Genomic DNA, 22,807 nt, shown 5'->3' on the forward strand with positions numbered 1-22,807 from the left:
AGATAGCCCACATTGGAATAGCACCAGCCTTCGCCCGGCGGGTAGCGCAGCCGGGTGGCGTCGAGGCGCCGCAGCATCTCGTCGGCCGGCCAGGGCGCCGCGCCGGCGGCCACGGCGGCGTGGTACTCGGCCAGTTCGGCGTAGTCCGCCAGCCCGGCCTGGTGGCGCAGCAACTGCCGCAGGGTAAAGGGCCCCTCCGCCACCTCATCGTCGAGGCGAACCAAGCCATCGCGCACCAGCGTCAGCGCGGTGGCCGCCAGCACGGTCTTGGTGAAGCTCCACCAGGGCACCATTTCCTCGGCGTGCTCGGCTGCGGCCTGGACACCATCGACGGAAAGAAAGAAGGACATGGGAAAAACCGACTGGCAGACCAAAGCACGCAGCCTAGGCTTTCATTACCCCGCAGAACAACCCGGCAGCGGCTCGGCCAATCCGCTGCGCCGCCGGCAAAGGCAATGCCTGGTGCCGTCAGTGCAACTCTGCTTGAGGGGGAACGGTTGGGCGGCACCTCGCAGGAATAGGCCCGTCCCAAGGGCTTTTCGCGGCTAAAGCCGCTCCCACGGGGCGCGTCGTACACATCAACATCTACCGCTGGAAAAGCCCCGCAAGCGCCGCTAGAATTGCGCACTTTTTGATCAGAGGCGCCTCGTGAGCGCCCTTCGAGGTTAGCCGCCATGTCCACCGCCACACCGAAAGTCGGGTTCGTCTCCCTGGGTTGCCCCAAGGCCACCGTCGACTCCGAACGCATCCTCACCCAGCTGCGCATGGAGGGCTACGAAATCGTGCCCACCTATGAGGACGCCGACGTGGTGGTGGTCAACACCTGCGGCTTCATCGACAGCGCCAAGGCCGAGTCGCTGGACACCATCGGCGAAGCCATCGCCGAGAACGGCAAGGTGATCGTCACCGGCTGCATGGGCGTCTCCGAGAACGCCATCCGCGACGTGCACCCGAGTGTGCTGGCCGTCACCGGCCCGCAGCAGTACGAACAGGTGGTCAACGCCGTGCACGAGGTGATCCCGCCCAAGGCCGACCACAACCCCTATGTCGACCTGGTACCGCCGCAGGGCATCAAGCTCACCCCGCGCCACTACGCGTACCTGAAGATTTCCGAGGGCTGCAACCACAGCTGCGCCTTCTGCATCATCCCGTCCATGCGCGGCAAGCTGGTCAGCCGCCCGGTCGGTGACGTGCTCTCCGAGGCCCAGCGCCTGGTCAAGGCCGGCGTAAAAGAACTGCTGGTGATCAGCCAGGACACCAGCGCCTACGGTGTCGACCTCAAGTACAAGACCGACTTCTGGGAAGGCCAGCCGGTCAAGACACGCATGAAGGAACTGTGCGAAGCCCTCTCCAGCATGGGCGTGTGGGTGCGCCTGCACTACGTCTACCCCTACCCGAACGTGGACGACGTGATCCCGCTGATGGCCGCCGGCAAGCTGCTGCCCTACCTGGACATCCCCTTCCAGCACGCCAGCCCGAAAGTGCTCAAGGCCATGAAGCGCCCCGCCTTCGAGGATAAGACCCTGGCCCGTATCAAGTCCTGGCGCGAGATCTGCCCGGAGCTGACCATCCGCTCCACCTTCATCGTCGGCTTCCCCGGCGAGACCGAGGAAGACTTCCAGTACCTGCTCGACTGGCTGACCGAGGCCCAGCTCGACCGCGTCGGCTGCTTCCAATACAGCCCGGTGGACGGCGCCCCGGCCAACGACCTCGGCCTGGAGCCGGTGCCGGACGACGTGAAACAGGATCGCTGGGACCGCTTCATGGCCCACCAGCAAGCCATCAGCGCCGCGCGCCTGCAGCGCAAGGTCGGCACCGAGATCGAAGTGCTGGTCGATGAAGTCGACCACGAAGGCGCCGTCGCCCGCTCCTGGGCCGACGCCCCGGAAATCGACGGCAGCGTGTTCATCGACTCCACCGCCGTACAGCCCGGCGACAAGGTGCGCGTGCGCATCGTCGACGCCGACGAGTACGACCTCTGGGCCGAACTGGTCTAACCGCCGTCTTATATAAAGAAGCCCCGCACTTGCGGGGCTTTTTCATGCTGCAGCCAAACGTGAACACCACGCGTTCTTCGGGAGAATCACGCGCGCTCTCCGTAGGAGGGGCCTTGGCCGCGACAGCAATGCCCTGGGAACACCACCCCAACTAATCCCCACCGCCGGTCTTAGCCCCTACCCGGCACCCTGTGGGAGTAGTCCCGTGTCAGCACCACCAGTAAACGCTGCGGAAGGCGCGCCCTAATCACCCCGTCCATCCACGGCAGTTCGATCTGCAACACCTGCTTGTAGAGAAACAGAATCGCCGAAAGCGCCTGACTCTGCGTCGATGCCGCAACATCCCGCCGCACCGCCAAATGACTCAGGAAAGCCTCAACTTCCGCGGCCCCCATCTCCTGCGGATGGCGATACTTGTGGAAACGGATAAAGCGCTTCACCCACTCCAGATAGACAGTTTCGGTACGAATCGAATAGTGTCGAAGACGAATTTGCTCGCGCCCCCGATCGAGCAGCTTGGGCTTGTCATCCATGTCGCTATTGCTCCCTGACTGTTGTCGCATCTCCTGATGCGATTTGCAGGCTAGACAAGGACTTGCCGGACGACAAGGAACGTTATGCGACACAAGTGGCGTAATGAATTACGCCACTTGTGTCGTCTACTTATAGTTAGACTCACTTGGATACTTATGTCTCAGATTGAAAGAATTAACTTTTACAACACCTGGCCAAATGCTCAGCGCTTTGCTGCTGAGCAGCAGTTTGAAGAGCACTTGAAATCAGTAAGCGGCAATTTTTTTATTCCGATTGCATTGAACAACAGCCTAAGTGCTACTGGACACATATCTCTCTCTTACACCCTGGATTCTCTAGATAGTCTCCCCATGCGCCCCGATCATGCCTTTGACTGGATCTGGAAAGCATTCGAACATCTAACAAAAGCAGCAGCTCCAAATCTAAATATCACAGACTCTCTGCGCTCATTCGCAACACCAACAATCTGCAGCGTACTGGCGAATTATCCGCAAGCGTCTGCCAATTTTAACCAACTAGCTGAAAATATTCCCTTGCAGACCGCAAGGTTTCTCCTTAAGAAAATCATTGCATCTGGTCCTTACACAAATCCAACGACATCGTTCGCGAAGCGAATGCTTTATACGAACGGGAACGGCCCGATTACATCCCTCCCCCTCCAGGCTCTCTTGGATAAATTGTCTGGGTACAATTACGCAAACCCTCAAGATAGACGCGACGGAGCTTCATTAATTAGAAAAGCAATGTCCGGGCAATCACTTTCATATCCACTTGGCCAGCACTCGCTGACTCAAAACGATATTGTATTTTTCCTACTTAGCGGCCTCGGATATGGATTCCGAAATGATCGAGCCCACGCAAGTTCGATTTCGCCCTTCACAAGCAGCAAAGCTAGAATCAAAACATATTCCCACTGTTGGTTTAGCTTCTTAATAATTTATTACTTTCTTACCACTCTATGGGAGGCTAGCGGATTCATCGCAACGCCACAATCCATCGACCAAAACTACGCAGCTAACAACGGTGCTTTTTTCACCTTATTTTCAAGCGTCCTTAATAAGTAAGTCTAACAAGTGGTTCAAGCCGTTCGCTTCGCTCACTCGGGACCGGCTAAAGCCGGCCCCTTAACCAAACGTTAGGCAAATAATATGACAAGCGCCGACGAAGACTGTATTTCCTACTTCATCGTCGTGGATGGAATAGAGGAAAAGGCAAAAAGCCTTATACGAGAGTACTTTCCAAATGTAAGGAGCGGTGTTAGGCCTGACACCTTAACATCCTATCGCTCCATACCATGTGAGATAAACGAAATTGAAAAAACCTTAGTGTGGATCACCAAGAATCTAACGAATGCTCACTCGGAAACCTGTCTTATAATTAGCATTCAATCATTACGAAACTGGGCAAACTTCTACGTACCACATCGACTAATAGAGCTAGTTCAAAAATACCAAATCGATCTTAAAATTGCGTTTCTTTCGCCAGCGCAAAAGAGAAACAGCGATAGTCCGGGCTAGGCCTAACAAATGGTTCAAATCGATCGCTGCGCTCACTGGGACGGGCTAAAGCCCGCCCCTTAACCAAACGCTAGGTGAGTTATGGCCTTAAAAAGACATCATCCATAGGCCGCAAAACATGATGGAGCATACCTATGCTGGAAAAAATGCCGGATGGAACATGGGGAATATACTGCGACGAATGCGGAGCCTACCTCTCGGATCTATCAGAAGTAGAGGATGAAGATGAAGCGGAGGAAGAGGTCATTTGTCAGGAATGCTTGAACAAAGATGAAGACGATATTCCTGAAATTAGTGACTGGCGTCAGAAAGTAGCTAACTCCTTAGAGGACACATATGGGCCATGCCCATACGGCAGAAAGAAACTAATCCAGTGGATTGATGATGAGGTAATGCGCTTGAAGGGGCGCGGTGTACCTGCCGGTGAAGCAGCCACAATGGAAATGGCACTGAGTTACTGGGGATGGATTGGTGACGAATCGGTTGATCCTTTTTGATAATCGGTGTTGGCATCGGATCTAGTGTACGGCTTGGCAACCTAACAACTGGCTCAAGTCGTTCGCTTCGCTCACTCGGGACGTCCGCAAGCGGCCGCCCCTTAGCCAAACGTTAGGCGCTACACAGCCACCACAGGGAGCCCTCATGTATTCGCATGTATTTTTAGGTGTCAGTGACTTTGAGCGTGCTTTAATTTTCTATAACTCTTTAATGTCTTGCCTGGGTCTAGAAACTCGCTTCTGTGATCGAAATAGGCCTTGGGCCGGCTGGCATAGCGCTGGCGGCACTCAACCCCTCTTCCTCATAGGAAAACCATACAATGAACAACCGCATAGTTGTGGCAACGGCAGCATGGTGGCTTTTCAAGCAAAAAGCCGTGCAATAGTTGATGCCGCCCATAAAACAGCGCTAATCAACGGAGGTATTTGCGAGGGTAAGCCAGGCTTGCGCCCTGAGTATCATGAAAATTATTACGGCGCATACTTCAGAGATCCTGATGGCAACAAAATTTGCATTGCTTGTCACGCACCTGAAGGCGCAGCTAATGTCCTCGTAAACAGCGTCTAACAAGTGGCTCAACTGTCGCTCCCTCCGTTCGCAGAACAGGTAAAAGCTATGCTTTTGCCTGCCCCTTGGCTTGACCACCAGACCGCCGACCTCGCCACATGTACCTCTCCCATCCACCCGTTCTTGCTTCCCTGCCTGCAGCGCCCTTGCTGCCGTACATCAGTCAGTACTGGTTAAGTCGGGATAACAGGGATGAGCGCTACTCGATCACACCAGATGGTTCGGTAGATGTCGTTTTCGCGGTTGGTGCCGCCGCCTTCAGGACGGAGGCGTTTGGGACGACAACGAGAAGGGTCGACGTACAACTCGACGTGGGCCACCACTATTTCGGTATTCGTTTCAGGCCCGGACAAAGTCGCCACTTTGTGGATGCCAAAGCTGCCGAACTGACCAACACGGTGTGCTCTGTCGAGGGCGTCTTCTCGCTGAGCGCGTCTGTACTCGTCGAGTTTCTGTTTGACGATTCGTTGTTCACTCGCGTGGATGCCGCATTGCTGCAGCATCTCCAGCGGCGGCCTCCCCGTCACTCGCGGATCGATGATGTGCTGCGGCATATCGAAACTGCCCCTAGCGCATCACCTGTCTGCGATCTGGCGAGCATCTTCTGCAAGAGCCGGCGGCAGTTCGAGCGCGCCTTTGTCGAGGCCGTTGGCCTACCGCCCAAGCTGTTTACCGAGATCGTCCGCTTTCAGCGTGCCTCGGCGCTGCTGGCCAATCCCGCACTGTCGCTGACCAGCATCGCCGCTGCCCTGGGATATGCGGACCAGAGCCACTTCACCCACGAGTTCGTGCGTTTCCACGGCCAGCCGCCCTCGAAGGCTCGCCAACATGGCGCATTCTTACAAGCTCAGGATCTTCCTACCCGGAACAATGCCGGCTTCCTCTAGCGCAACAGCGGAGATTGCCGATGAAGATCAATAGCCTCTATCCGGTCCTGATGACCAAGAACGTAAGCGCGTCCAAAGCGTTCTGGACCACGCACTTCCCCTTCCAGGTGGTGTTCGATTCCGACTGGTATGTGAGCCTGCAGGCGCTGCAGCAGCCAGCCTTCGAGCTGGCGCTGTTGCAGCCCGATCACCCGACCGTACCCGACGCCTTTCGCAACACGTTGAATGGCGGGCTGATCATCAACCTCGAGGTAGACGACGTGGACGCCGAGTACGAACGCCTACTGCAAGCGGGGTTGCCGATGCATGTGCCGCTCCGCTCAGAGGACTTCGGCCAGCGGCACTTCATCACCTCCGATCCGAACGGTGTGCTTATCGACGTGATCAAGGTGATCCCGCCCTCGCAGGAATATGCCTCCCAATACAGTGAGGGGGCCTTGGGCGCAGTGGCTGACGCACCCGACGGCAAGCTCTGACTCGGCACTGTGCGGCCACAACGGACGCCCGCTGCCGCGCAGTGGGCCATGCTGTTGTTCGGCGCCGGCATCAAGCATCGCCCAGTCGACGGCTGACGCCACGACCAGCAGCCGTGCTACCGGTCTAACCTGTTGCCAGCACAGCAGCGCAGGAAACCCAGCCATGCAATTGCTCGTGAATATCGACGTGGACGATCTGGAGCGCGCCATCCACTTCTACACCTCAGCGTTCGACCTCGTGTGCCAACGCCGGCTGTTCGCGGGTTCGGTGGCGGAACTGGTCGGTGCCGGCTGCAGCCTCCACCTTCTGGCCAAACCTGCCGGCACGGCGGGCGCCCACGGCATAACCCAGGTTCGCCAGTACAACCGCCACTGGACACCGGTGCACCTGGATTTCACCGTGCCGGACATCGCCGCGGCGGTGCAGCGCGCTGTCGCGGCTGGCGCCGTGCTGGAGACGCAGATTCAGTCGTGCGACTGGGGGCGGCACGCGCAGCTGAGTGATCCGTTCGGCCACGGTTTCTGCCTGGTCGAGTTCAGCCCACAGGGCTATGCTGCGGCACCATGAACGCGTCGCCCCACCCATGGATGATGGAAAGGCCATGTCAGCTCAACCACCCCGCTCCACCTTCAGCGCCACACTGCGCCGCCCCGCCAGGACGGGCGATGGCGAGGCCTGGTACTTTGTCGTTCTGCCCAGGGAGGTGAGCGATACCCTGCCCAGGCGCGGCCGCACCTCGGTGGAGGGCCTGCTTAACGGTCAGCCGTTCCAGGCGACTCTTGAGCCAGACGGCCAGCTCAGCCATTGGCTGCCCTTGGGCGAGGCGCTCTGCGCGGCCGCAGGCGCACAAGCCGGTACCAGGGTGGTGCTGGAAATTGCCCCCGTACCGACGGAGCCTGAACCCGAGGTACCTGCCGACCTGCGCGAGGCGTTGCAGGCGGCGCCTGCAGCGCGCGCCACCTGGGAGGCGACCACCACCATCGCGCGACTGGACTGGATTCACTGGATCGAGTCGGCCAAGCAAGCCAAGACCCGCAGCAAAAGGGTCGGCGATGCCTGCGACATGCTGGCGTCGGGCAAGAAGCGGGTGTGCTGCTTTGATCCGTCCGGTTTCTACAGCAAGGCCTTGCGCGCGCCGGAGGCGGCCGACTGAGCCGCGCCAGGCGCTAGAACAACCCCAGCTGCCGATCCACCAGCGCGGCGAAGTCATCGCCCACGAACGGCAGGATCGCGTCTGCAATCGGCTGCAGCTGGCGGGTCAGGTAGTGCTCGTAGTCGATACGGGCGCTGCGGGTTTCCAGCGGTTCCGGGCCGGCGGTGGTGATGAGGTAGCTGATCCAGCCGCCGTTCTGGTACTGGCGAGGGCGACCCAGGCGCTGGTTGTGCTCGTCAGCCAGGCGCGCAGCGCGCACGTGCGGCGGTACGTTGCGTTCGTAGTCGCCGAGCTGGCGGCGCAGGCGCTTGCGGTACACCAGCAGCTCGTCCAGTTCACCGGCCAGGGTGCGACGCACGTAGTCGCGCACGTAGTCCTGGTGGGGCTGGCGATTGAAGATGCGTTCGTAGAGTTCCTGCTGGAAGCGTTGCGCCAGCGGCGACCAGTCGGTACGCACGGTTTCCAGGCCCTTGAAAACCATGTCGCGCCTGCCATCGGCGCGCTGCACCAGGCCGGCGTAGCGCTTCTTGCTGCCCTCCTCCGCGCCGCGGATGGTCGGCATCAGGAAGCGGCTGTAGTGGGTTTCGTACTGCAGTTCCAGGGCGCTGGTCAGGCCGTATTCGGTCTGCAGGTGTTCGCGCCACCAGTGGTTGACCTGCTGCACCAGCGTGCGGCCGATACGTGCCGCCTCTTCCTCGCCATGCGCGCTGTTGAGCCAGACGAAGGTGGAGTCGGTGTCGCCGTAGATCACCTGGTAGCCCTCGGCCTCGATCAGCTCGCGGGTGCGGCGCATGATGGCGTGGCCGCGCAGGGTGATGGATGAGGCCAGGCGCGTGTCGAAGAAGCGGCAGCCGCTGGAGCCGAGCACGCCGTAGAAGGCGTTCATGATGATCTTCAGCGCCTGCGACAGCGCCGCGTTGCCCTCGCGCTTGGCCGCCTCGCGGCCCTGCCACACGCGCTCGACGATGGCCGGCAGGCAGTGCTGGCTGCGCGAGAAGCGCGCCTCGCGAAAGCCTTCCACCGAGTGCTCGTCGTCCGGCTGCGCCAGCCCTTCGATCAGGCCCACCGGGTCGATCAGGAAGGTGCGGATGATCGACGGATAGAGGCTCTTGTAGTCCAGCACCAGCACCGACTCATACAGGCCCGGGCGCGAGCTCATGACAAAGCCGCCGGGGCTGGCCTGGGGCATCTTCTCGCCCAGATTGGGCGCGACATAGCCCATGCGATGCATGGGCGGCAGGTACAGGTGGGTGAAGGCCGCGACCGAACCGCCGCTGCGGTCGGCCGGCAGGCCGGTGGTGGCGGCGCGCTCCAGCAGGAAGTCGATCAGCCGGGTGTGCGCGAAAATGCGCGTGACCAGCTCGCAGTCCTTGAGGTTGTAGCGCGCCAGGGCGGGCTGATCCTCGGCGAACATGCGGTTGATCTCGTCCATGCGCTGGTACGGCGTGTCGATGGCCTTGCCTTCGCCGAGCAGGCTCTGCGCCACGCTCTCCAGGCTGAACGAGGGGAAGCTCCAGGTGGCCGAGCGCAGCGCTTCGATGCCGTCGATGATCAGGCGCCCGGCGGCAGCGGCGAAGAAGTGCTTCTGGCTGGCGTGCTCGCGCCACTCCATCGGCTCGCCATCGCGGCCCAGGCGCAGCGGCACCTGCAGCTGGCGGGCATGTTCGTGCAGCACGCGCAGGTCGAACTGCACCAGGTTCCAGCCGATGATGGCGTCCGGATCGTGCTCGGCCAGCCAGGCGTTGAGGCAGTGCAGCAACTCGGCGCGAGTGGCGCAGTAATGCAGATCGAAATCCACTTCGGCGGGCGCCTGCGGCGGCGTGCCGAGCATATACACCTGGCGCTGGCCACAACCCTCCAGGGCGATGGAATAGAGTTCGCCGCGCTCGCTGGTCTCGATATCGAGGGAAGCCAGGCGCAGCCGTGGGCGGTAGTCGGGGTCGGGTTTGAGCTGGGCATCGAGGAGTACGCCATCAGCATCCGCCGTGCCGGTGAACTTCACCGGCGCGGTGATGAAGCGCTCCATCAGGTAGCGCTCGGGTGGACGGATATCGGCCTCGTAGACGTCCACGCCGTTGCGCCGCAGGTGCTTGTCCAGCTTGATCAACTGGCGGTGCGAGCGGCAGTACAGGCCCAGCACCGGGCGCCGGCGAAAGTCGCGCAGCCCCAGCGGGCGTAGCTCCACCCCACGCTCGCCGTGCAGCAGGGCTTCGGCGCGCTCGCGCTGTACCTCGGGAATGAAGGCGACCGATGGCTGCAGCGGCAAGCGCACGCGTTGCGGGCCGCTATCCGTGGCCAGCCAGAATTCGACCTCGGTGCCCGCCGGCGTGTCGCGCCAGTGGCGGGTCAGGACGAAACCCCGTTGTAGATTCACCGCAGCATCCAGAGCCGAAAACAGCCGGCGATTCTAGCGACTACGCAACAGTGCGGCAGCCGGTTCATCCTGCAACGACGCCAGTACCCGTTCGGCATTGGCGCTACAGGCCATGCCCTCGGGCTTGCTCTCCACGCCCTCGATGATGGCCAGCAGGTGCGCCTTGCTCTGCGCCAGGCGTTGCTGCATGGCGTCTATGTCGGCGACCTTGCGCTTGAGGCTGTCCAGCAGCTCGTCGTGGCGCCAGCTCTGCGCCTTGGGGTCCGGCAGCAGGCTGCGGATCTCGTCCAAGCTGAAGCCAGCCTGCTGCGAGCAGATGATGATGCCCAGGGTCTGCAGGGTCTGCTCCGTGTACTCGCGATAGCCGTTGGCCTGGCGCTGCGCGCTGATCAGGCCGCTGGCCTCGTAGAAGCGGATGCGCGAGGCCGCCAGGCCGGAGCGCTTGGCCAGTTCACCGATTTTCATGCTCACTCCTCCCACAAAGCGGAAATATCTAATGAAACCCTATTGACCTTAAAGTTGACTTCAACATTAGGCTTATCCCACCTTCTACCGGGAGAACCGCCTCATGTCACCCTTCCAGCCCCTGCAACTGCCCAACGGCGCCACCCTTCCCAACCGCATCGGCAAGGCCTCGATGGAGGAAAACCTGGCCGATGCCAGCCAGGGCCCCTCGACCGAATTGCTGCGCCTGTACCGCGCATGGGCGGAGGGTGGCGCCGGATTGCTGCTGAGCGGCAACGTGATGATCGACCGCCGCGCCATGACCGGCCCCGGCGGCGTGGTGCTGGAAGACGACACGCAACTGGACAAGTTTCGCGAGTGGGCGCGCATCGGCCGGGCCAAGGGCGCGCAGTTCTGGCTGCAGATCAACCATCCCGGCCGGCAGATGCAGGCCAACCTCGGCCAGCCGACCGTGGCGCCCTCGGCCGTAGCCCTGGACATGGGCGGCCTGTCCAAGCTGTTCCCGATGCCCAAGGCGCTGGACGACGAAGAGATCGGCGCGCTGATCCAGCGCTTCGCCCGCACCGCCGAGCTGGCCGAGCAGGCCGGCTTCACCGGCGTGCAGATCCACGCGGCACACGGCTACCTGCTCAGCCAGTTCCTCTCGCCGCTGACCAACAAGCGTACGGACAGCTGGGGCGGCCCGCTGGAAAACCGTGCCCGCTTCCTGCTGGAAACGGTCAAGGCCGTGCGCGCCCGCGTCTCGCCGGGCTTCTGCGTGGCGGTGAAGATCAACTCGGCGGACTTCCAGCGCGGCGGCTTCGACGCTGCCGACGCCAAGCGTGTGGTCGAGATGCTCAACGCGCTGCCGGTCGACCTGGTCGAGCTGTCTGGCGGCAGCTACGAGGCACCGGCCATGCAGGGCGATGCCCGCGACGGTCGCACCCTGGCACGCGAAGCCTACTTCCTCGAATTCGCCGGGGAAATCGCCGCCGTGGCCAAGATGCCGCTGATGGTCACCGGCGGCATCCGTCGTCTACCGGTGGTCGAGCAGGTGCTGGACAGCGGCGTGGCCGTGGCCGGCATCGCCACCGCCCTGGCCATCGAACCGGCCCTGCCGCAGCGCTGGCAGGCTGGCGAGCAGCAGCTGAGCGCCGAGCTGCCGCCAATCACCTGGAAGAACAAGGGTCTGGCCGCGCTGGCCTACATGGCGGCGGTGAAATTCCAGATGCGCCGCCTGAGCCAGGGCCGCACGCCCAAACCGGACGTGTCGCCGCTGCGCGCCGTTATCTCCGAGCAACTGAAAACGGCGCGCCGCACGCGACTGTACAAGCGCCTGATGGCAGCCAGCTAAGCGGGCAGATGCCCGCTCTTCAACCAGACCCGGCAACCTTCTGCACTGAACGGGGTGTGCGCGAATCCCGGCGGGCAGCGCAGCCAGCTGCCGGCCGGATACTCGCCACGCTCGTCCTGCAAACTGCCCTCCAGCACCAGCCATTCAGCCCCACCGGGATATTGCTGGAGCGAACCCTGAGTGCCCGGCTGCCAGTGCTGCATCAGCACACGCTCGCTGCCGTGCTGGTGCAAGGCCAGCTCGCGCAGGCCGGATAGCTGCGCCGGCGGCCAGACGGCGGCACACGTGTCGATCACCACCTGCGCCTGATCCTGCGCAGCGAACTGCATCAGCTTGACGAAGATGGTGCAGCCCTCACGGCTGAACGGCGTATGGCGGCTGCCGATGGGATTGCGCACATAGGTGCCGGCCGGATAGTCGCCGCGCTCGTCGGAGAACACCCCGTCCAACACCAGAAACTCCTCGCCGCCGGGATGGCCGTGCGCGCTGAACTGCGAACCCGGCGCGTAGCGCACGATGGAGGTGGCCCGCGCCAGCTCGTCGCCGATGCGGTCGAGCATCTGCCGCTCCACCCCGGCCAGCGGCGACGGCACCCAGGGCACGTCGCCTGGGAGGATCACCACGGGCTGGCTGAAGTCGGCGTTCAGGCGCACGCGCTGTTACCAGCTGCCGACGTTGGGCATGGAGGTCCAGGGCTCGGCCGGGGCCAGCGGTTCGCCCTTCTGCAGCAGCTCGATGGAGATCAGGTCCGGCGAGCGGACGAACGCCATGTGGCCGTCGCGCGGCGGGCGGTTGATGGTCACGCCGTGCTCCTGCAGGCGCCGGCAGGCGGCGTAGATGTCGTCCACCAGATAGGCCAGGTGGCCGAAGTTGCGCGCGCCGCCGTAGTCCTCGGTGTCCCAGTTGTAGGTCAGCTCGACCTGGGCATCGTGGTCGCCCGGTGCGGCGAGGTAGACCAGGGTGAAACGGCCCTGGGGATACTCGCGCTGCTTGACCACTTCCAGGCCGAGGGCATCGCGGTAGAAACGCAGGGAGGCGTCGAGGTCGGCCACGCGGACCATGGTGTGCAGGTATTTCATCGATCAGTTCCGCTCGAGTAGGGCCAGCAGAGCCTCGGCGCTGGCATCCGAAGAGGCAGGATTCTGCCCGGTGACCAGCAGTCCGTCGACCTCGACATGGCTGCTCCAGTCCGCACCACGCCCATACTGCCCGCCATGGCCCTTGAGCATGTCCTCGACCAGGAAGGGCACCACATCGCTCAGCTGCACCGCGTCCTCCTCGCTGTTACTGAAGCCGGTGACCCGCTTGCCGCGCACCAGCGGCGTGCCATCCGCGGCCTTGACGTGGCGCAGCACGCCCGGTGCATGGCACACGGCGCCGACCGGCTTGCCAAGGGCGATGAAACGCTCGATCAGGGCGATGGAGGTGGCGTCTTCGGCCAGGTCCCAGAGCGGGCCGTGGCCACCGGGGTAGAACAGCGCATCGAAGTCCTCGGCGCGCACCTGGGCCAGCGGCAGCGTGCTGGCCAGTGCCTGCTGCGCCTCGGCATCGTCGGCAAAGCGCCGGGTGGCGTCGGTTTGCGCGTCCGGGGCATCGCTCTTCGGGTCGATCGGCGGCTGGCCGCCCTTGGGCGAGGCCAGGGTGAGCTGCGCCCCGGCGTCCTTGAACACGTAATAGGGCGAGGCGAATTCCTCCAGCCAGAAACCGGTCTTGTGGCCGGTGTTGCCGAGTTGGTCGTGGGAAGTGAGTACCAGCAGAATCTTCATGAACAGCTCCTCGGGGCCTGGCCCGTTGCAGTGACGATGCGGCGAATCTTAGGCGGCCGGTTATGATTCGATAATTCGAAAGGCTCTATTTCTGGTATCCAAATAGTGAATATCGCCAACAAGGACCTCAACCTGCTGCTGGTCTTCCACGTGGTCTACCAGGAGCGCAACGCCTCCCTGGCCGCCACGCGCATGGCGCTCAGCCAGCCGGCTCTGAGCCACAAGCTGAACAAGCTGCGCCACGCCTTCGGCGACCCGCTGTTCGTGCGCGCGCCACGCGGCCTGACACCCACGCCGCGCGCCCACGAGCTGGCTCCCGAAGTGCAGCGCCTGGTCGGTGAGCTGGAGGCCTTCTACGACCAGTGCGAGGGGCGCGACTACCTGCAGCGGGCCGAGCGCATCCACCTCTACACCACCGACTACATGGAGCAGACCCTGCTCCCCAGCCTGCTGCCGCGCCTGCGCGAACAGGCGCCGAACCTCGTGCTGATCACCCACAACACCCGTGGACTGCTGCCGCGTGAGGAGCTGGAGAAAGGCACCTGCGACCTGGCCATCGCCGGCTTCTACGACAACCTGCCGGATACCTTTCACCAGCAGCGCCTGCTCTCCGAGGACTTCGTGGTGCTGGCGGCACGGGATAACCCACACCTGGCAAACGGCCTCGACCTGGACGCCTTTCTCGCCTGCGAACACCTGCTGACCACCCTGACCGGCGACCTCAACGGCATCGTCGATCGGGCCCTGCAGGAGCAGGGCCGAACGCGCCGAGTGGCGGCCGGGCTGTCCAGCTTCATCGCCCCGAGCCGGCTGATCCGCGGCTCGCAGATGCTGCTGACCTGCCTGCGCTCGGTGGCCGAGGAAGCCGTGGCGCGCGACAGCCAGTTGTGCCTGCTACCGCTGCCGGCCGGGCTCGACCTGCCTCAGGTGGAGGTGATGCAGATCTGGCACGAACGCACCGAAGCCGACCGCCTGCGCCGCTGGTTGCGCCAGCAGATCCAGCAGGTGGCGAGCGAACTCAGACGCTGAGGCCGTCGAGTACCTGCCGGCTGCGCTCGAACCAGCCGAGCAGATAGTCGGCTAGCGCCTGGGTACGGCGTGGCAGGCTGCCCTGCCAGGGGTGGACGAGGAACACCGGGGTGCTGCGGGTCTGGTAGTCGCTGAGCAGCCAGCGCAGACGGCCATCACGCAGCTCCTCCTGCACCATGTAGGACGGCAGGCGGGCGATGCCGGCGCCGTTCAAGGCCGCCTTCTTCAGCAGGCTGTAATGGTTGCTGGCCAGTTGCCCGGCCACCTGCACCCGCTCCAGCTGATGCTGGCGGTGGTAGAGCCATTCGGCGAAGCCGCTGTAGTGGGTATTGAGCAGGCACTGGTGCGCGGCCAGTTGCGCCGGCACCTGCGGCGTACCGCAACGGGCCAGGTATTCGGGCGTGGCGCAGGTGATCTCCTGCAGGGCGAATAGCGGCTTGGCCACCAGACGCTCGTCCAGCTGCTGGCCGGAGCGGATGCCCAGGTCGAAGCCTTCGGCAATCAGGTCGCGGTAGCTGTTGGCCAGGTCCAGCTCGATGCGCACCTGGGGGTACTGGCGGGCGAAGTCCAGCAGCAGCGCATCGAAGAAGGTCTCGCCAAGGGACACCGGCACGGTCAGGCGCACGCTGCCGGCCACCTCTTCCTGCAGGCCCTGCACCACCTGCAGGGCGCGCTGGGCCTGAGCCTGCAAGGCCTGGGCCTCGGGCAGCAACGCGGCACCGGCGGCCGTCAGATGCAGGCGTCGGGTGGTGCGGTGCAGCAGCACGCTGCCCAGCCGGCGCTCCAGGCCACTGATGCGCTTGGACAGCTGCCCCTTGCTACAGCCCAGACGCTCGGCAGCGGCGGTGAAACTGCCCAACTCGATCAACTGGGCAAAGGCGGCAAGGTCTTCGAGATCGCTCATGGCGGCGCTCATTGTTTCCATACGAAAACCAAAGGTTTCACATTGACTGGATTATTGGCAACAGAAGTCTCCCTAGACTGGCCCCATCAACCACAGCAAACGGGAGTCACCTCATGAAAATCATCCTCGTCGGCGCCAGCGGCACCATCGGCCAGGCCATCGAACGCGAACTGGGCGAGCGTCACGACATCGTCCGCGTCGGCCGCAGCAGCGGCGACTTTCAGGTCGACATCGCCGACCCGGCCTCCATCCGCCGCCTGTTCGAGCAGGTCGGCCCGTTCGATGCGCTGATCAGCGCGGCCGGCAACGCCCACTTCGGCGCCCTGGAAGAGCTGGGTGCGAAGGAGTTCGCCGTGGGCCTGGACGACAAGCTGATGGGCCAGATCAACCTGGTGCTGATCGGTCGCGAGTTCGCCAACGACGGCGCCTCCTTCACCCTCACCTCCGGCATTCTCAGCGAGGACCCGATCCGCTATGGCGCGGCCGTGAGCACGGTCAACGCCGGCATCGACGCCTTCGCCCGTGCCGCCGCCATCGAGTTGCCGCGCAGCATGCGCATCAACGCGGTGAGCCCGACCATCCTCGAGGAGTCGCTGCCAGCCTACGGCCCTTACTTCCGCGGCTTCAAGCCGGTCGCGGCCGCTACCGTGGCCCTGGCCTACGCCAAGAGCGCCGAGGGCCTGCAGAACGGCCAGGTATACCGGGTACTGTGAAGCCGGTGGTTGCCTGAGCGCAGAGGCAGTGGCACCGTGGGGGCGTGTTTCAGACAAGGAAGCCCCACTCATGAATCGCCTACTGCCCCTCGCCACCCTGTGCGCCTGCACCCTGCTGGCCGCCTGCGCCTCCAGCCCGCAAGAGACAACGCCCGCCGTCCAGAACGACGGGCGTTGCGACGCCGAAGCGGTGCAGCATCTGGTAGACCAGCGCATCACCACCGAAATGGCCGAAGAGGCCCGCGTGCAAGCCGGCGCCAAGTACCTGCGGGTCACCCAGCCCAACCAGCCGGTGACCATGGACTACAACCCGCAACGCCTGAATATCGATATCGACGACGCCGACACCATCGTGCGCCTGAGCTGCGGCTGATGCGCGCCCCGCTCTGCGGCCTGCTGCTCGCCAGCCTGGCCGGGCAGAGCCTGGCATTGGGTCGCGAAGTGCCCTATGCGGAAGCGCGCGAGCAATTCGCCAGCCTGCGCCAGATACTCGACTGCGGCACCTGGCGCCTGCAGACGGCCAGCGGCGATCTGCGCCTGTTGCGCTATTCCCTGTATGGCCAGGACCTGTTGTTCGTCGACCGCATCGGCCCTGCAGGGGCCGGCGAGCGCTGGCAGGTGGAGCGCGGCTATGGCTTCGCCGAAATCAACAACGACCATGCCGAGTGGCAATTCGAACAGTTGCGCTGCAGCAGCGACGGCCAGGCCGGCCTGGAGCTAGAGGGGCTGGCGGAAAGAGGCCATGACCAGAGCCGCTGGAATATCCACATTCACCTCGACCTCAGCGATGGCCACTACCGCTACGAGGCCAACCCCAGCGAGTAGGCCTGCACCTGCAGCTCCATGTGGCGAATCAGACCGTTCTCCACTAGGCGCCCCAGCAATTGCATGTGCGGCAACTGCAGATGCGCCTGCAGATCCTCTTCACTGTGCCAGTGGCCGCGCAGCAGCCAGCGCGTTTCCTGCTGCGGGTCGCGCTGCAACTCGCAGCCCAGGCAGGCCGCATCGCGCTGCGCGCGCAACAGCAACTCGCACAGGCGCAGACCGAGCGCCTCGCCAGCGCCATCGCGGGCCTGGAAACTGGCCAGGCTGGTGATTGCTCGATTCATTCCCTCGTCCTCCCGCAAGGTGAAATGCCACCCCGAAGGTGGCCATGGCTCAACAAACACTGGCCTCGCCGATGCCGCGACAGGCACTGGTGATAAGCCTTCTGCAATCTGCGGCATGCATGATTCCTCTACGAATGGCGCCCGGAGTGACGCCGCATGCCGCAGAGATTGCACCCGCAGGCCCTGGGAGCGTTAGCCGGATGCTGCCGACGGCTTGCACGATTCTGTCGATTGCAGCTGAATGACAATTAGTTGCACGAGTGGCCAGGAAATTGCACTCTGCGCCTCATCCACCTGACCGAGTCTCCCCTTGAGAAAGCTGCTGTTGGCCCTGCTGTTTGCCACGCTTCCTTGCCACGGCGCGGACTGGCAGGTCTATACCCATAGCCTGGGCAACCAGGCCAGCATGCAGGGCAGCACGCTGCGCGGACACCCGCATGGCGGCAAGCGCGCCTTCTACGTCGAGCTGGTACATGAGCTGCTGAACGAACTGCAGCAACCCGCAGATATTCTCGAAGTGCCCCTGGCGCGCGGCCTGAAACTGGTGCAGTCACGCTCCCATGTGGTGCTGTTCAACCTCAGTCGTACCGACGAGCGCGAGCATCTGATGTATTGGGTCGGCCCCACGCTGCAGGAGACCGACTACCTCTACGAACTCAAGGCCCGGCCCACCGGCATTCACGTTATCGAGGACGCCGCCACCCTGCCGGTCTGCGTGCTCAACGGCAGCTCCCACGACAGCCTGCTGCTTGCCCATTCCTTTACCCATATCCAGCGCGCCAACTCCTATGCCGGCTGCTTCCGCATGCTGGCAGCCGGGCGCGTGCAACTGGTCGCCTCGGCCGACAGCGACCTGCAACGCAAGCTGGCAGAGGCCGAAGTGCCGGCCGCGAACATCGTGCCGAGCGCCGTCTCGCTGGGGCAGGATCGCGGCTATATCGCGCTGTCCCTGGACACCCCGGTGGCGGAAGTGAAGCGCTGGCGCCAGGCACTGGCACAGTTGACCCGCGATGGCCGTTACCAGCGCCTGCAGGCGCAATTCGCCCACTGAGCCGGCTGCACGATACTGCCGAGCACTTGCCTGATCCTGCCGATATTCTCGTAACGCCAGGACTTCTCCCCAACCCCTGGCTATGCTGCGGAGCATTCAGGAGGAGCCCCCCATGACTGCTGTGCCCATCGATCTCGAACTGGAGCCGCAACGCCAGGAACTGGCTCGCCTGATCGCCCGCATGGCCCCGGAAGACGGTATCCATGAGAGCGCCATCGACGAGCTGGTACTGTTCCGCGCCAGCGAGCCCTCGCCCATCACCCACACCCTGTACCGCCCGGCCCTGTGCATCATGGCCCAGGGCCAGAAGGTGGTGCGCCTGGAGGACGAGAGCTATTGCTACGACCCGCTCAACTACCTGGTGGCCTCGGTGACCCTGCCGGTCACCGGCGAGGTCACCCAGGCCGCCAATGACGCGCCCTACCTGAGCCTGCGCCTGGACCTCGACCCGGCCGAACTGGGCGAACTGATCTCCAGCGCCGGCCCAATTGCCGTGACCAACCGCAGCAGCGGGCGCGGCCTGCATGTGGATCGCATGGACCTGCCGCTGCTGGATGCCGTGCTGCGCCTGCTGCGCCTGCTGGAAACGCCGCGCGACATCGCCATGCTGGCGCCGCTGATTCGCCGCGAAATCCTCTACCGCCTGCTGTGCAGCCCGCAGGGGCAACTGCTGCGCGACATCGCCACGACCGACAGCCAGGCGCACCGGGTCAACCGCGCCATCGAATGGCTCAACCTCAACTATCACAAGCCGCTGCGCATCGAGGAACTGGCCCGCGAGGCCAACCTCAGCACCTCCACCCTGCACCACCGCTTCAAGGCGCTGACCGCCATGAGCCCGCTGCAGTACCAGAAGCAACTGCGCCTGCAGGAGGCGCGACGGCTGATGCTGTGCGAGCGCCTGGACGTTTCCAGCGCCGGCTACAAGGTCGGCTACGAGAGCCCGTCGCAGTTCAGCCGCGAGTACAGCCGCCTGTTCGGCGCCCCACCGGTCCGCGACCTGGCCCGCTTGCGCGCGGCGGGCTGATTACCACTCCAGCACCAGCTCGCTGCTGAACTGGCGCGGCTCGCCGGTCAGCGGGTCGGCGAAGCTTAGCTCCTGAGCCAGCAGCTTGAGCGGGCGGGTGAAGTCGTCCACGCCTTTTTCGTCGGTCAGCACCGGATAGAAGCTGTCGTTGCAGATCGCCGCGCCGAGGGCGGCCATATGCACGCGCAGCTGGTGCTGCTTGCCGGTGATCGGCCAGAGCCGGTAGCGCCACAGCTCGCCATGGCGCTCCATGACCTCCAGCAGGGTCTCGCTGTTGGCCTCGCCGGGCACCTCGTGCATGCGAAAGAACGGCTCGCCCTTCTCCAGACGCGAGTGCCGGCGCAGAGGAAATTCATGCTGCGGCAACGCCGGGGCGATGGCCTGGTAGACCTTGTCGATGCGCCGCTCGCGAAACAGCGCCTGGTAGGCGCCGCGGGTCTGCGGGTTGCTGGAGAACAGCACCAGCCCGGCGGTGTGCCGGTCGATGCGGTGCAGCGGCGCCAGGTGCGGATTGCCGGTCTCGCGCACCAGGCGTGTGAGCAGGGTCTGCTCGGCATAGTCGCCGGCCGGCATCACCGGCAGGAAGTGCGGCTTGTCGGCGATCAGGATGTGTTCGTCCTGGTACAACACCCGCGCGGCAAAGGGGATCTCCCGCTCGTTGGCGATCTCGCGGAAGTACTGCACCCGCAGTGCCTCGCGATAGGGCGCGTCCGGCCCCAGCGGGCGATCCTCGGCGTCCAGCACCAGACCGCGAGCCATGCGTTGCAACCAGGTATCGCGGGATATCTGCGGAAAACGCGCGCACAGGCAGTCGAGCACCGTGGCCCAGTCACCGGCGGGCAGGTGCAGATAGCTGGGGCGAACATGCAGAGGGCGGGAAGACATCGATGATCCTGGCTGGCGCGAAAGCCGTGCATTATTCCTCAGCCGGCGGCAAAGCGCTGCCCGGAGCGACAACCGCACAGTCGGCCGGGGATTTTGCCGGCGACTGTAGCTGCCCCCAGCCGGCCATCCCGTGCAGCATCGGGGTTTGACCCATCAAGGAGCGAACGATGCAGACCATAGGCCTGATTGGCGGCATGAGCTGGGAGTCCACCCTGCCCTACTACCGGCAGATCAACGAGACGGTGCGCGAGCGCCTGGGCGGACTGCACTCGGCACGCCTGGTGCTGTACAGCGTGGACTTCCACGAGATCGAACGCCTGCAGCACAAAGGCGACTGGACTGCCGCCGGCGCCCTGCTTGCCGAGGCGGCGCAGGCCCTGCAACGGGCCGGGGCGGACTTCCTGGTATTGGCCACCAACACCATGCACAAAGTGGCGGATGCCATCGACAGCGCGGTGGAGATTCCCTTGCTGCATATCGCCGACCCCACCGCCAGCGCCATTCGCGCCGCCGGCCTGCAGCGCATCGGTTTTCTCGGTACCCGTTTCACCATGGAGCAGCCCTTCTACCGTGAACGCCTGGAGCAGCTGCATGGCATCGAGGTGCTGGTACCGGACGCCGCGCAGCGCGAGTTGGTGCATCGGGTGATCTACGAGGAGCTGTGCCTGGGCCGCGTGCTGGATGAGTCGCGCCAGGCCTACCGCCAGGTGATTGCCAATCTGGTCGAACGTGGAGCGCAGGCGGTGATTCTCGGTTGTACCGAGATCGGCCTGCTGGTGGGCGCAGAAGATGCGAGCGTGCCGCTGTTCGACACCACCGTCCTGCATGCCCAGGCCGCGGCCGAGCGGGCGCTCGCTTAGAACCTGATCACAATCTGCTGCGCGCCGAAAAAGCGGCGTTGAAGGGGAACAGGCTCTTAGCCGGGCGCTCGCTCAAACGCCTCGGCGAACAGCATGACCCGGTCGCGCCCGGCAGCCTTGGCCGCATACAGGGCCTGGTCGGCGCCCTGGATCAGCGCGGATGGCCCCGCGTCGTGTATGGCCCCCGGTTGCGGCAGGCAGACATTGACCCCGGCACTCAGGCTCAGGCGTAACCAGGGGGCTCCGGCATGTGGCAGAGCCTGAGCCTCCAGGGCCGCGCGGATCTGCTCGGCCACCCGTAACGCTCCTGCGCCATCGGTTTCCGGCAGTAGCAGGCAGAACTCTTCGCCACCGTAGCGTGCGGCCAGATCGGCCGGGCGCTTCTGCCCACCGCGAATGACTTCGGCCACCGCGCGCAGGCACTCATCGCCGGCCGAGTGGCCATAGATGTCGTTGTACTGTTTGAAGTAATCGACATCGAACAGAATCAATGCCAGTGGCCGCTGGTAGCGACTGGCGCGGGCAAACTCGTCATCCAGTGCGCGCATGAGGCGGCGGCGGTTGGCCAGGCAGGTCAGTTCATCTTCCAGGGCCTGGGTCTCCAGCCGCTGGTTGAACGCACGCAAGGCATCGCGGGTCGCCAGCAGCTCGACCTGGGTCTTCTGCCCCTGCTTGATCAAGCTCAGCAGATAGAAACCGAACAGGCCCAGCAGCCCGGCCATGAACCCCACCACCACCAGCTGGCGCACGGAGTCGGCGAGCCAGCCGGCGAGGATGTCATCCTTGGCCATGCCGGTGACCACCACCAGCGGATAACCGTTGACCGGGCGATAACTGAACAGGCGCTGCACGCCATCGGTAACCGAGGGAAGCATGGCAGTACCGACGGGATGGCTTTCCAGCAAGCGGCTGAATATTTCCCCCTTGGCCACGCTGCTGCCCAGCGCGCTTTCGCTGTAGGGCGTTCGCAATAGTACGGTGCCATCGTTGTGCACTAGGTCGATCAGACCGTTGGTGTCGATATCGAAGGTGGCATAGAAGCCGCGCAGGAACTCCACCGACAGGGTCGCCAGAGCCACGCCCAGGAAACGTCCCTGAGCGTCTTCCACGCGCCGCGAAAGCGGGATGATCCAGTCGCCGGTGGTACGGCTGCGAATCGGCGCACCGATGTACAGGTCGTTACTGAACGGGGGGGCAGTGTGATGAGTGAAGTACTCGCGGTCGGAACTGTTGATCTCCCGCGGTGGCTGGCCGAAGGAGCTGACCAGCCAGCTGCCGTCGGTACCGTAGACGAACAGCCCGTGCAGCTCGGGTTGCTCCAGCACCTGACGGCGCATCAGCGTCTGCAGACGTTGCATCTGCTCGGGGCCGGTGCCATCCACCTGCAGGCGCTCGATCAGGTCGGCCAGCACGATATCGGCCTTTTTCAGCATGTCGGCGGTCTGCCGAGCCAGCGCCTGGGCCAGGTTGGAGGTATCCGCCGCCGCGGCATGCAGTTGTATCTGCCGCGCCTTCCAGATCAGCCAGCCATCGGTAAGCACCAGCGACAGGCAGACCAGCACCACGAAAGTACGCGCCAACGGCAGCACCGTGGGGCGTTGCCACCAGCGCCGTACCTTCACGTCCATCTCTGCACTATTGCCCATGCACTGCCGCCTACT

27 protein-coding genes are annotated in these 22,807 nt (G+C 63.7%); 16 read left to right on the plus strand and 11 right to left on the minus strand.

All coding sequences use genetic code 11. The features are described from left to right. Positions 1 to 350 (minus strand): serine hydrolase (locus AYB31_RS18960; protein WP_153020747.1); only part of this gene is annotated, 350 nt, incomplete at its 3' end. A 324-nt stretch (positions 351 to 674) separates the two neighbouring features. Here AYB31_RS18960 and rimO point away from each other — a divergent pair. Continuing rightward, the gene (gene rimO, locus AYB31_RS18965) at positions 675 to 1,997 is read left to right on the plus strand and encodes a 30S ribosomal protein S12 methylthiotransferase RimO (RefSeq protein WP_068830580.1); all 1,323 of its coding nucleotides are present in this window, start codon (positions 675 to 677) and stop codon (positions 1,995 to 1,997) included. 170 nt (positions 1,998 to 2,167) lie between these two features. Here the strand turns inward: rimO and AYB31_RS18970 are convergent, their stop codons facing one another. Further along, entirely contained in the window at positions 2,168 to 2,530 is a 363-nt protein-coding gene (locus AYB31_RS18970; protein WP_082805363.1) for a phage integrase N-terminal SAM-like domain-containing protein, read from the minus strand. A 156-nt stretch (positions 2,531 to 2,686) separates the two neighbouring features. On the opposite strand from AYB31_RS18970, the gene AYB31_RS21550 reads away from it, so the two are divergent. From AYB31_RS21550 to AYB31_RS19000, 7 genes are all read left to right on the plus strand, one after another. Next, positions 2,687 to 3,595 (plus strand): hypothetical protein, encoded by a 909-nt coding sequence (locus tag AYB31_RS21550; RefSeq protein WP_153020748.1) that lies wholly within the window; start codon positions 2,687 to 2,689, stop codon positions 3,593 to 3,595. Between the two features lie 587 nt (positions 3,596 to 4,182). After that, entirely contained in the window at positions 4,183 to 4,545 is a 363-nt protein-coding gene (locus tag AYB31_RS22080) for a hypothetical protein (RefSeq protein WP_236715584.1), read from the plus strand. Between the two features lie 145 nt (positions 4,546 to 4,690). Beyond that, the gene (locus tag AYB31_RS21240; protein ID WP_082805364.1) at positions 4,691 to 5,113 is read left to right on the plus strand and encodes a VOC family protein; all 423 of its coding nucleotides are present in this window, start codon (positions 4,691 to 4,693) and stop codon (positions 5,111 to 5,113) included. A 98-nt stretch (positions 5,114 to 5,211) separates the two neighbouring features. Then, positions 5,212 to 6,000, plus strand: coding sequence for a helix-turn-helix domain-containing protein (locus AYB31_RS18985; RefSeq protein ID WP_082805365.1), 789 nt, complete (start codon positions 5,212 to 5,214; stop codon positions 5,998 to 6,000). Positions 6,001 to 6,020: 20 nt separating this feature from the next. Then, complete coding sequence (locus tag AYB31_RS18990; RefSeq protein WP_068830583.1) at positions 6,021 to 6,476, plus strand: VOC family protein; 456 nt, start codon at positions 6,021 to 6,023, stop codon at positions 6,474 to 6,476. Between the two features lie 163 nt (positions 6,477 to 6,639). Then, positions 6,640 to 7,044 (plus strand): VOC family protein, encoded by a 405-nt coding sequence (locus AYB31_RS18995; protein WP_068830584.1) that lies wholly within the window; start codon positions 6,640 to 6,642, stop codon positions 7,042 to 7,044. Positions 7,045 to 7,078: 34 nt separating this feature from the next. Beyond that, positions 7,079 to 7,630, plus strand: coding sequence for a YdeI/OmpD-associated family protein (locus AYB31_RS19000; protein ID WP_068830585.1), 552 nt, complete (start codon positions 7,079 to 7,081; stop codon positions 7,628 to 7,630). A gap of 13 nt (positions 7,631 to 7,643) precedes the next feature. Here the strand turns inward: AYB31_RS19000 and AYB31_RS19005 are convergent, their stop codons facing one another. Continuing rightward, complete coding sequence (locus AYB31_RS19005; RefSeq protein ID WP_068830586.1) at positions 7,644 to 10,004, minus strand: DNA polymerase II; 2,361 nt, start codon at positions 10,002 to 10,004, stop codon at positions 7,644 to 7,646. Between the two features lie 33 nt (positions 10,005 to 10,037). Continuing rightward, positions 10,038 to 10,469 (minus strand): MerR family transcriptional regulator, encoded by a 432-nt coding sequence (locus AYB31_RS19010; protein WP_068830587.1) that lies wholly within the window; start codon positions 10,467 to 10,469, stop codon positions 10,038 to 10,040. A 103-nt stretch (positions 10,470 to 10,572) separates the two neighbouring features. Between AYB31_RS19010 and AYB31_RS19015 the strand changes: the two genes are divergently transcribed. Then, positions 10,573 to 11,802, plus strand: coding sequence for an NADH:flavin oxidoreductase/NADH oxidase family protein (locus AYB31_RS19015; RefSeq protein WP_068830588.1), 1,230 nt, complete (start codon positions 10,573 to 10,575; stop codon positions 11,800 to 11,802). Here AYB31_RS19015 and AYB31_RS19020 read toward each other — a convergent pair. Genes AYB31_RS19020 through AYB31_RS19030 form a run of 3 tightly spaced genes read right to left on the minus strand, consistent with a single transcriptional unit; the run spans position 11,799 to position 13,568 of the window. Further along, positions 11,799 to 12,455, minus strand: coding sequence for a cupin domain-containing protein (locus AYB31_RS19020; protein ID WP_068830589.1), 657 nt, complete (start codon positions 12,453 to 12,455; stop codon positions 11,799 to 11,801). The genes AYB31_RS19015 and AYB31_RS19020 overlap by 4 nt on opposite strands. 6 nt (positions 12,456 to 12,461) lie before the next feature. After that, complete coding sequence (locus AYB31_RS19025) at positions 12,462 to 12,881, minus strand: VOC family protein (RefSeq protein WP_068830590.1); 420 nt, start codon at positions 12,879 to 12,881, stop codon at positions 12,462 to 12,464. Positions 12,882 to 12,884: 3 nt separating this feature from the next. Then, positions 12,885 to 13,568, minus strand: a complete 684-nt coding sequence (locus AYB31_RS19030; RefSeq protein ID WP_068830591.1) for a type 1 glutamine amidotransferase domain-containing protein — start codon at positions 13,566 to 13,568, stop codon at positions 12,885 to 12,887. 105 nt (positions 13,569 to 13,673) lie between these two features. On the opposite strand from AYB31_RS19030, the gene AYB31_RS19035 reads away from it, so the two are divergent. Continuing rightward, complete coding sequence (locus tag AYB31_RS19035) at positions 13,674 to 14,597, plus strand: LysR family transcriptional regulator (RefSeq protein ID WP_068830592.1); 924 nt, start codon at positions 13,674 to 13,676, stop codon at positions 14,595 to 14,597. Here the strand turns inward: AYB31_RS19035 and AYB31_RS19040 are convergent. After that, entirely contained in the window at positions 14,587 to 15,501 is a 915-nt protein-coding gene (locus AYB31_RS19040) for a LysR family transcriptional regulator (protein ID WP_068830646.1), read from the minus strand. The genes AYB31_RS19035 and AYB31_RS19040 overlap by 11 nt on opposite strands. A gap of 113 nt (positions 15,502 to 15,614) precedes the next feature. Between AYB31_RS19040 and AYB31_RS19045 the strand changes: the two genes are divergently transcribed. The 3 genes from AYB31_RS19045 to AYB31_RS19055 all read left to right on the plus strand — a co-directional run bounded on the left by AYB31_RS19045 (position 15,615) and on the right by AYB31_RS19055 (position 17,039). Next, positions 15,615 to 16,214 (plus strand): short chain dehydrogenase, encoded by a 600-nt coding sequence (locus tag AYB31_RS19045; protein ID WP_068830593.1) that lies wholly within the window; start codon positions 15,615 to 15,617, stop codon positions 16,212 to 16,214. Positions 16,215 to 16,284: 70 nt separating this feature from the next. Next, positions 16,285 to 16,587 (plus strand): I78 family peptidase inhibitor, encoded by a 303-nt coding sequence (locus AYB31_RS19050; RefSeq protein ID WP_068830594.1) that lies wholly within the window; start codon positions 16,285 to 16,287, stop codon positions 16,585 to 16,587. Further along, a complete protein-coding gene (locus tag AYB31_RS19055; protein ID WP_068830595.1) occupies positions 16,587 to 17,039 on the plus strand; it encodes a hypothetical protein in 453 nt (150 codons plus the stop codon). The genes AYB31_RS19050 and AYB31_RS19055 overlap by 1 nt, the downstream gene beginning before the upstream one ends. On the opposite strand, the gene AYB31_RS19060 is transcribed toward AYB31_RS19055, so the two are convergent. Beyond that, positions 17,015 to 17,323 (minus strand): putative quinol monooxygenase, encoded by a 309-nt coding sequence (locus AYB31_RS19060; RefSeq protein WP_068830596.1) that lies wholly within the window; start codon positions 17,321 to 17,323, stop codon positions 17,015 to 17,017. The genes AYB31_RS19055 and AYB31_RS19060 overlap by 25 nt on opposite strands. 310 nt (positions 17,324 to 17,633) lie before the next feature. On the opposite strand from AYB31_RS19060, the gene AYB31_RS19065 reads away from it, so the two are divergent. After that, a complete protein-coding gene (locus AYB31_RS19065; RefSeq protein WP_068830597.1) occupies positions 17,634 to 18,374 on the plus strand; it encodes a substrate-binding periplasmic protein in 741 nt (246 codons plus the stop codon). Between the two features lie 112 nt (positions 18,375 to 18,486). Then, positions 18,487 to 19,401 carry an AraC family transcriptional regulator gene (locus AYB31_RS19070; protein WP_082805367.1) on the plus strand — a complete coding sequence of 305 codons (915 nt, stop codon included), beginning with the start codon at positions 18,487 to 18,489 and terminating at the stop codon, positions 19,399 to 19,401. Here AYB31_RS19070 and AYB31_RS19075 read toward each other — a convergent pair whose 3' ends face one another. Then, positions 19,402 to 20,286, minus strand: coding sequence for a pseudouridine synthase (locus AYB31_RS19075; RefSeq protein WP_068830599.1), 885 nt, complete (start codon positions 20,284 to 20,286; stop codon positions 19,402 to 19,404). Between the two features lie 167 nt (positions 20,287 to 20,453). On the opposite strand from AYB31_RS19075, the gene AYB31_RS19080 reads away from it, so the two are divergent. Beyond that, positions 20,454 to 21,146 carry an aspartate/glutamate racemase family protein gene (locus AYB31_RS19080; RefSeq protein ID WP_068830600.1) on the plus strand — a complete coding sequence of 231 codons (693 nt, stop codon included), beginning with the start codon at positions 20,454 to 20,456 and terminating at the stop codon, positions 21,144 to 21,146. Positions 21,147 to 21,202: 56 nt separating this feature from the next. On the opposite strand, the gene AYB31_RS19085 is transcribed toward AYB31_RS19080, so the two are convergent. Then, positions 21,203 to 22,792, minus strand: a complete 1,590-nt coding sequence (locus AYB31_RS19085; RefSeq protein ID WP_161489392.1) for a sensor domain-containing diguanylate cyclase — start codon at positions 22,790 to 22,792, stop codon at positions 21,203 to 21,205. Between the last annotated feature and the right edge of the window lie 15 nt (positions 22,793 to 22,807).

Origin of the sequence: Pseudomonas sp. BMS12 (assembly GCF_001592875.1) — a bacterium.
Lineage (GTDB): Bacteria > Pseudomonadota > Gammaproteobacteria > Pseudomonadales > Pseudomonadaceae > Aquipseudomonas.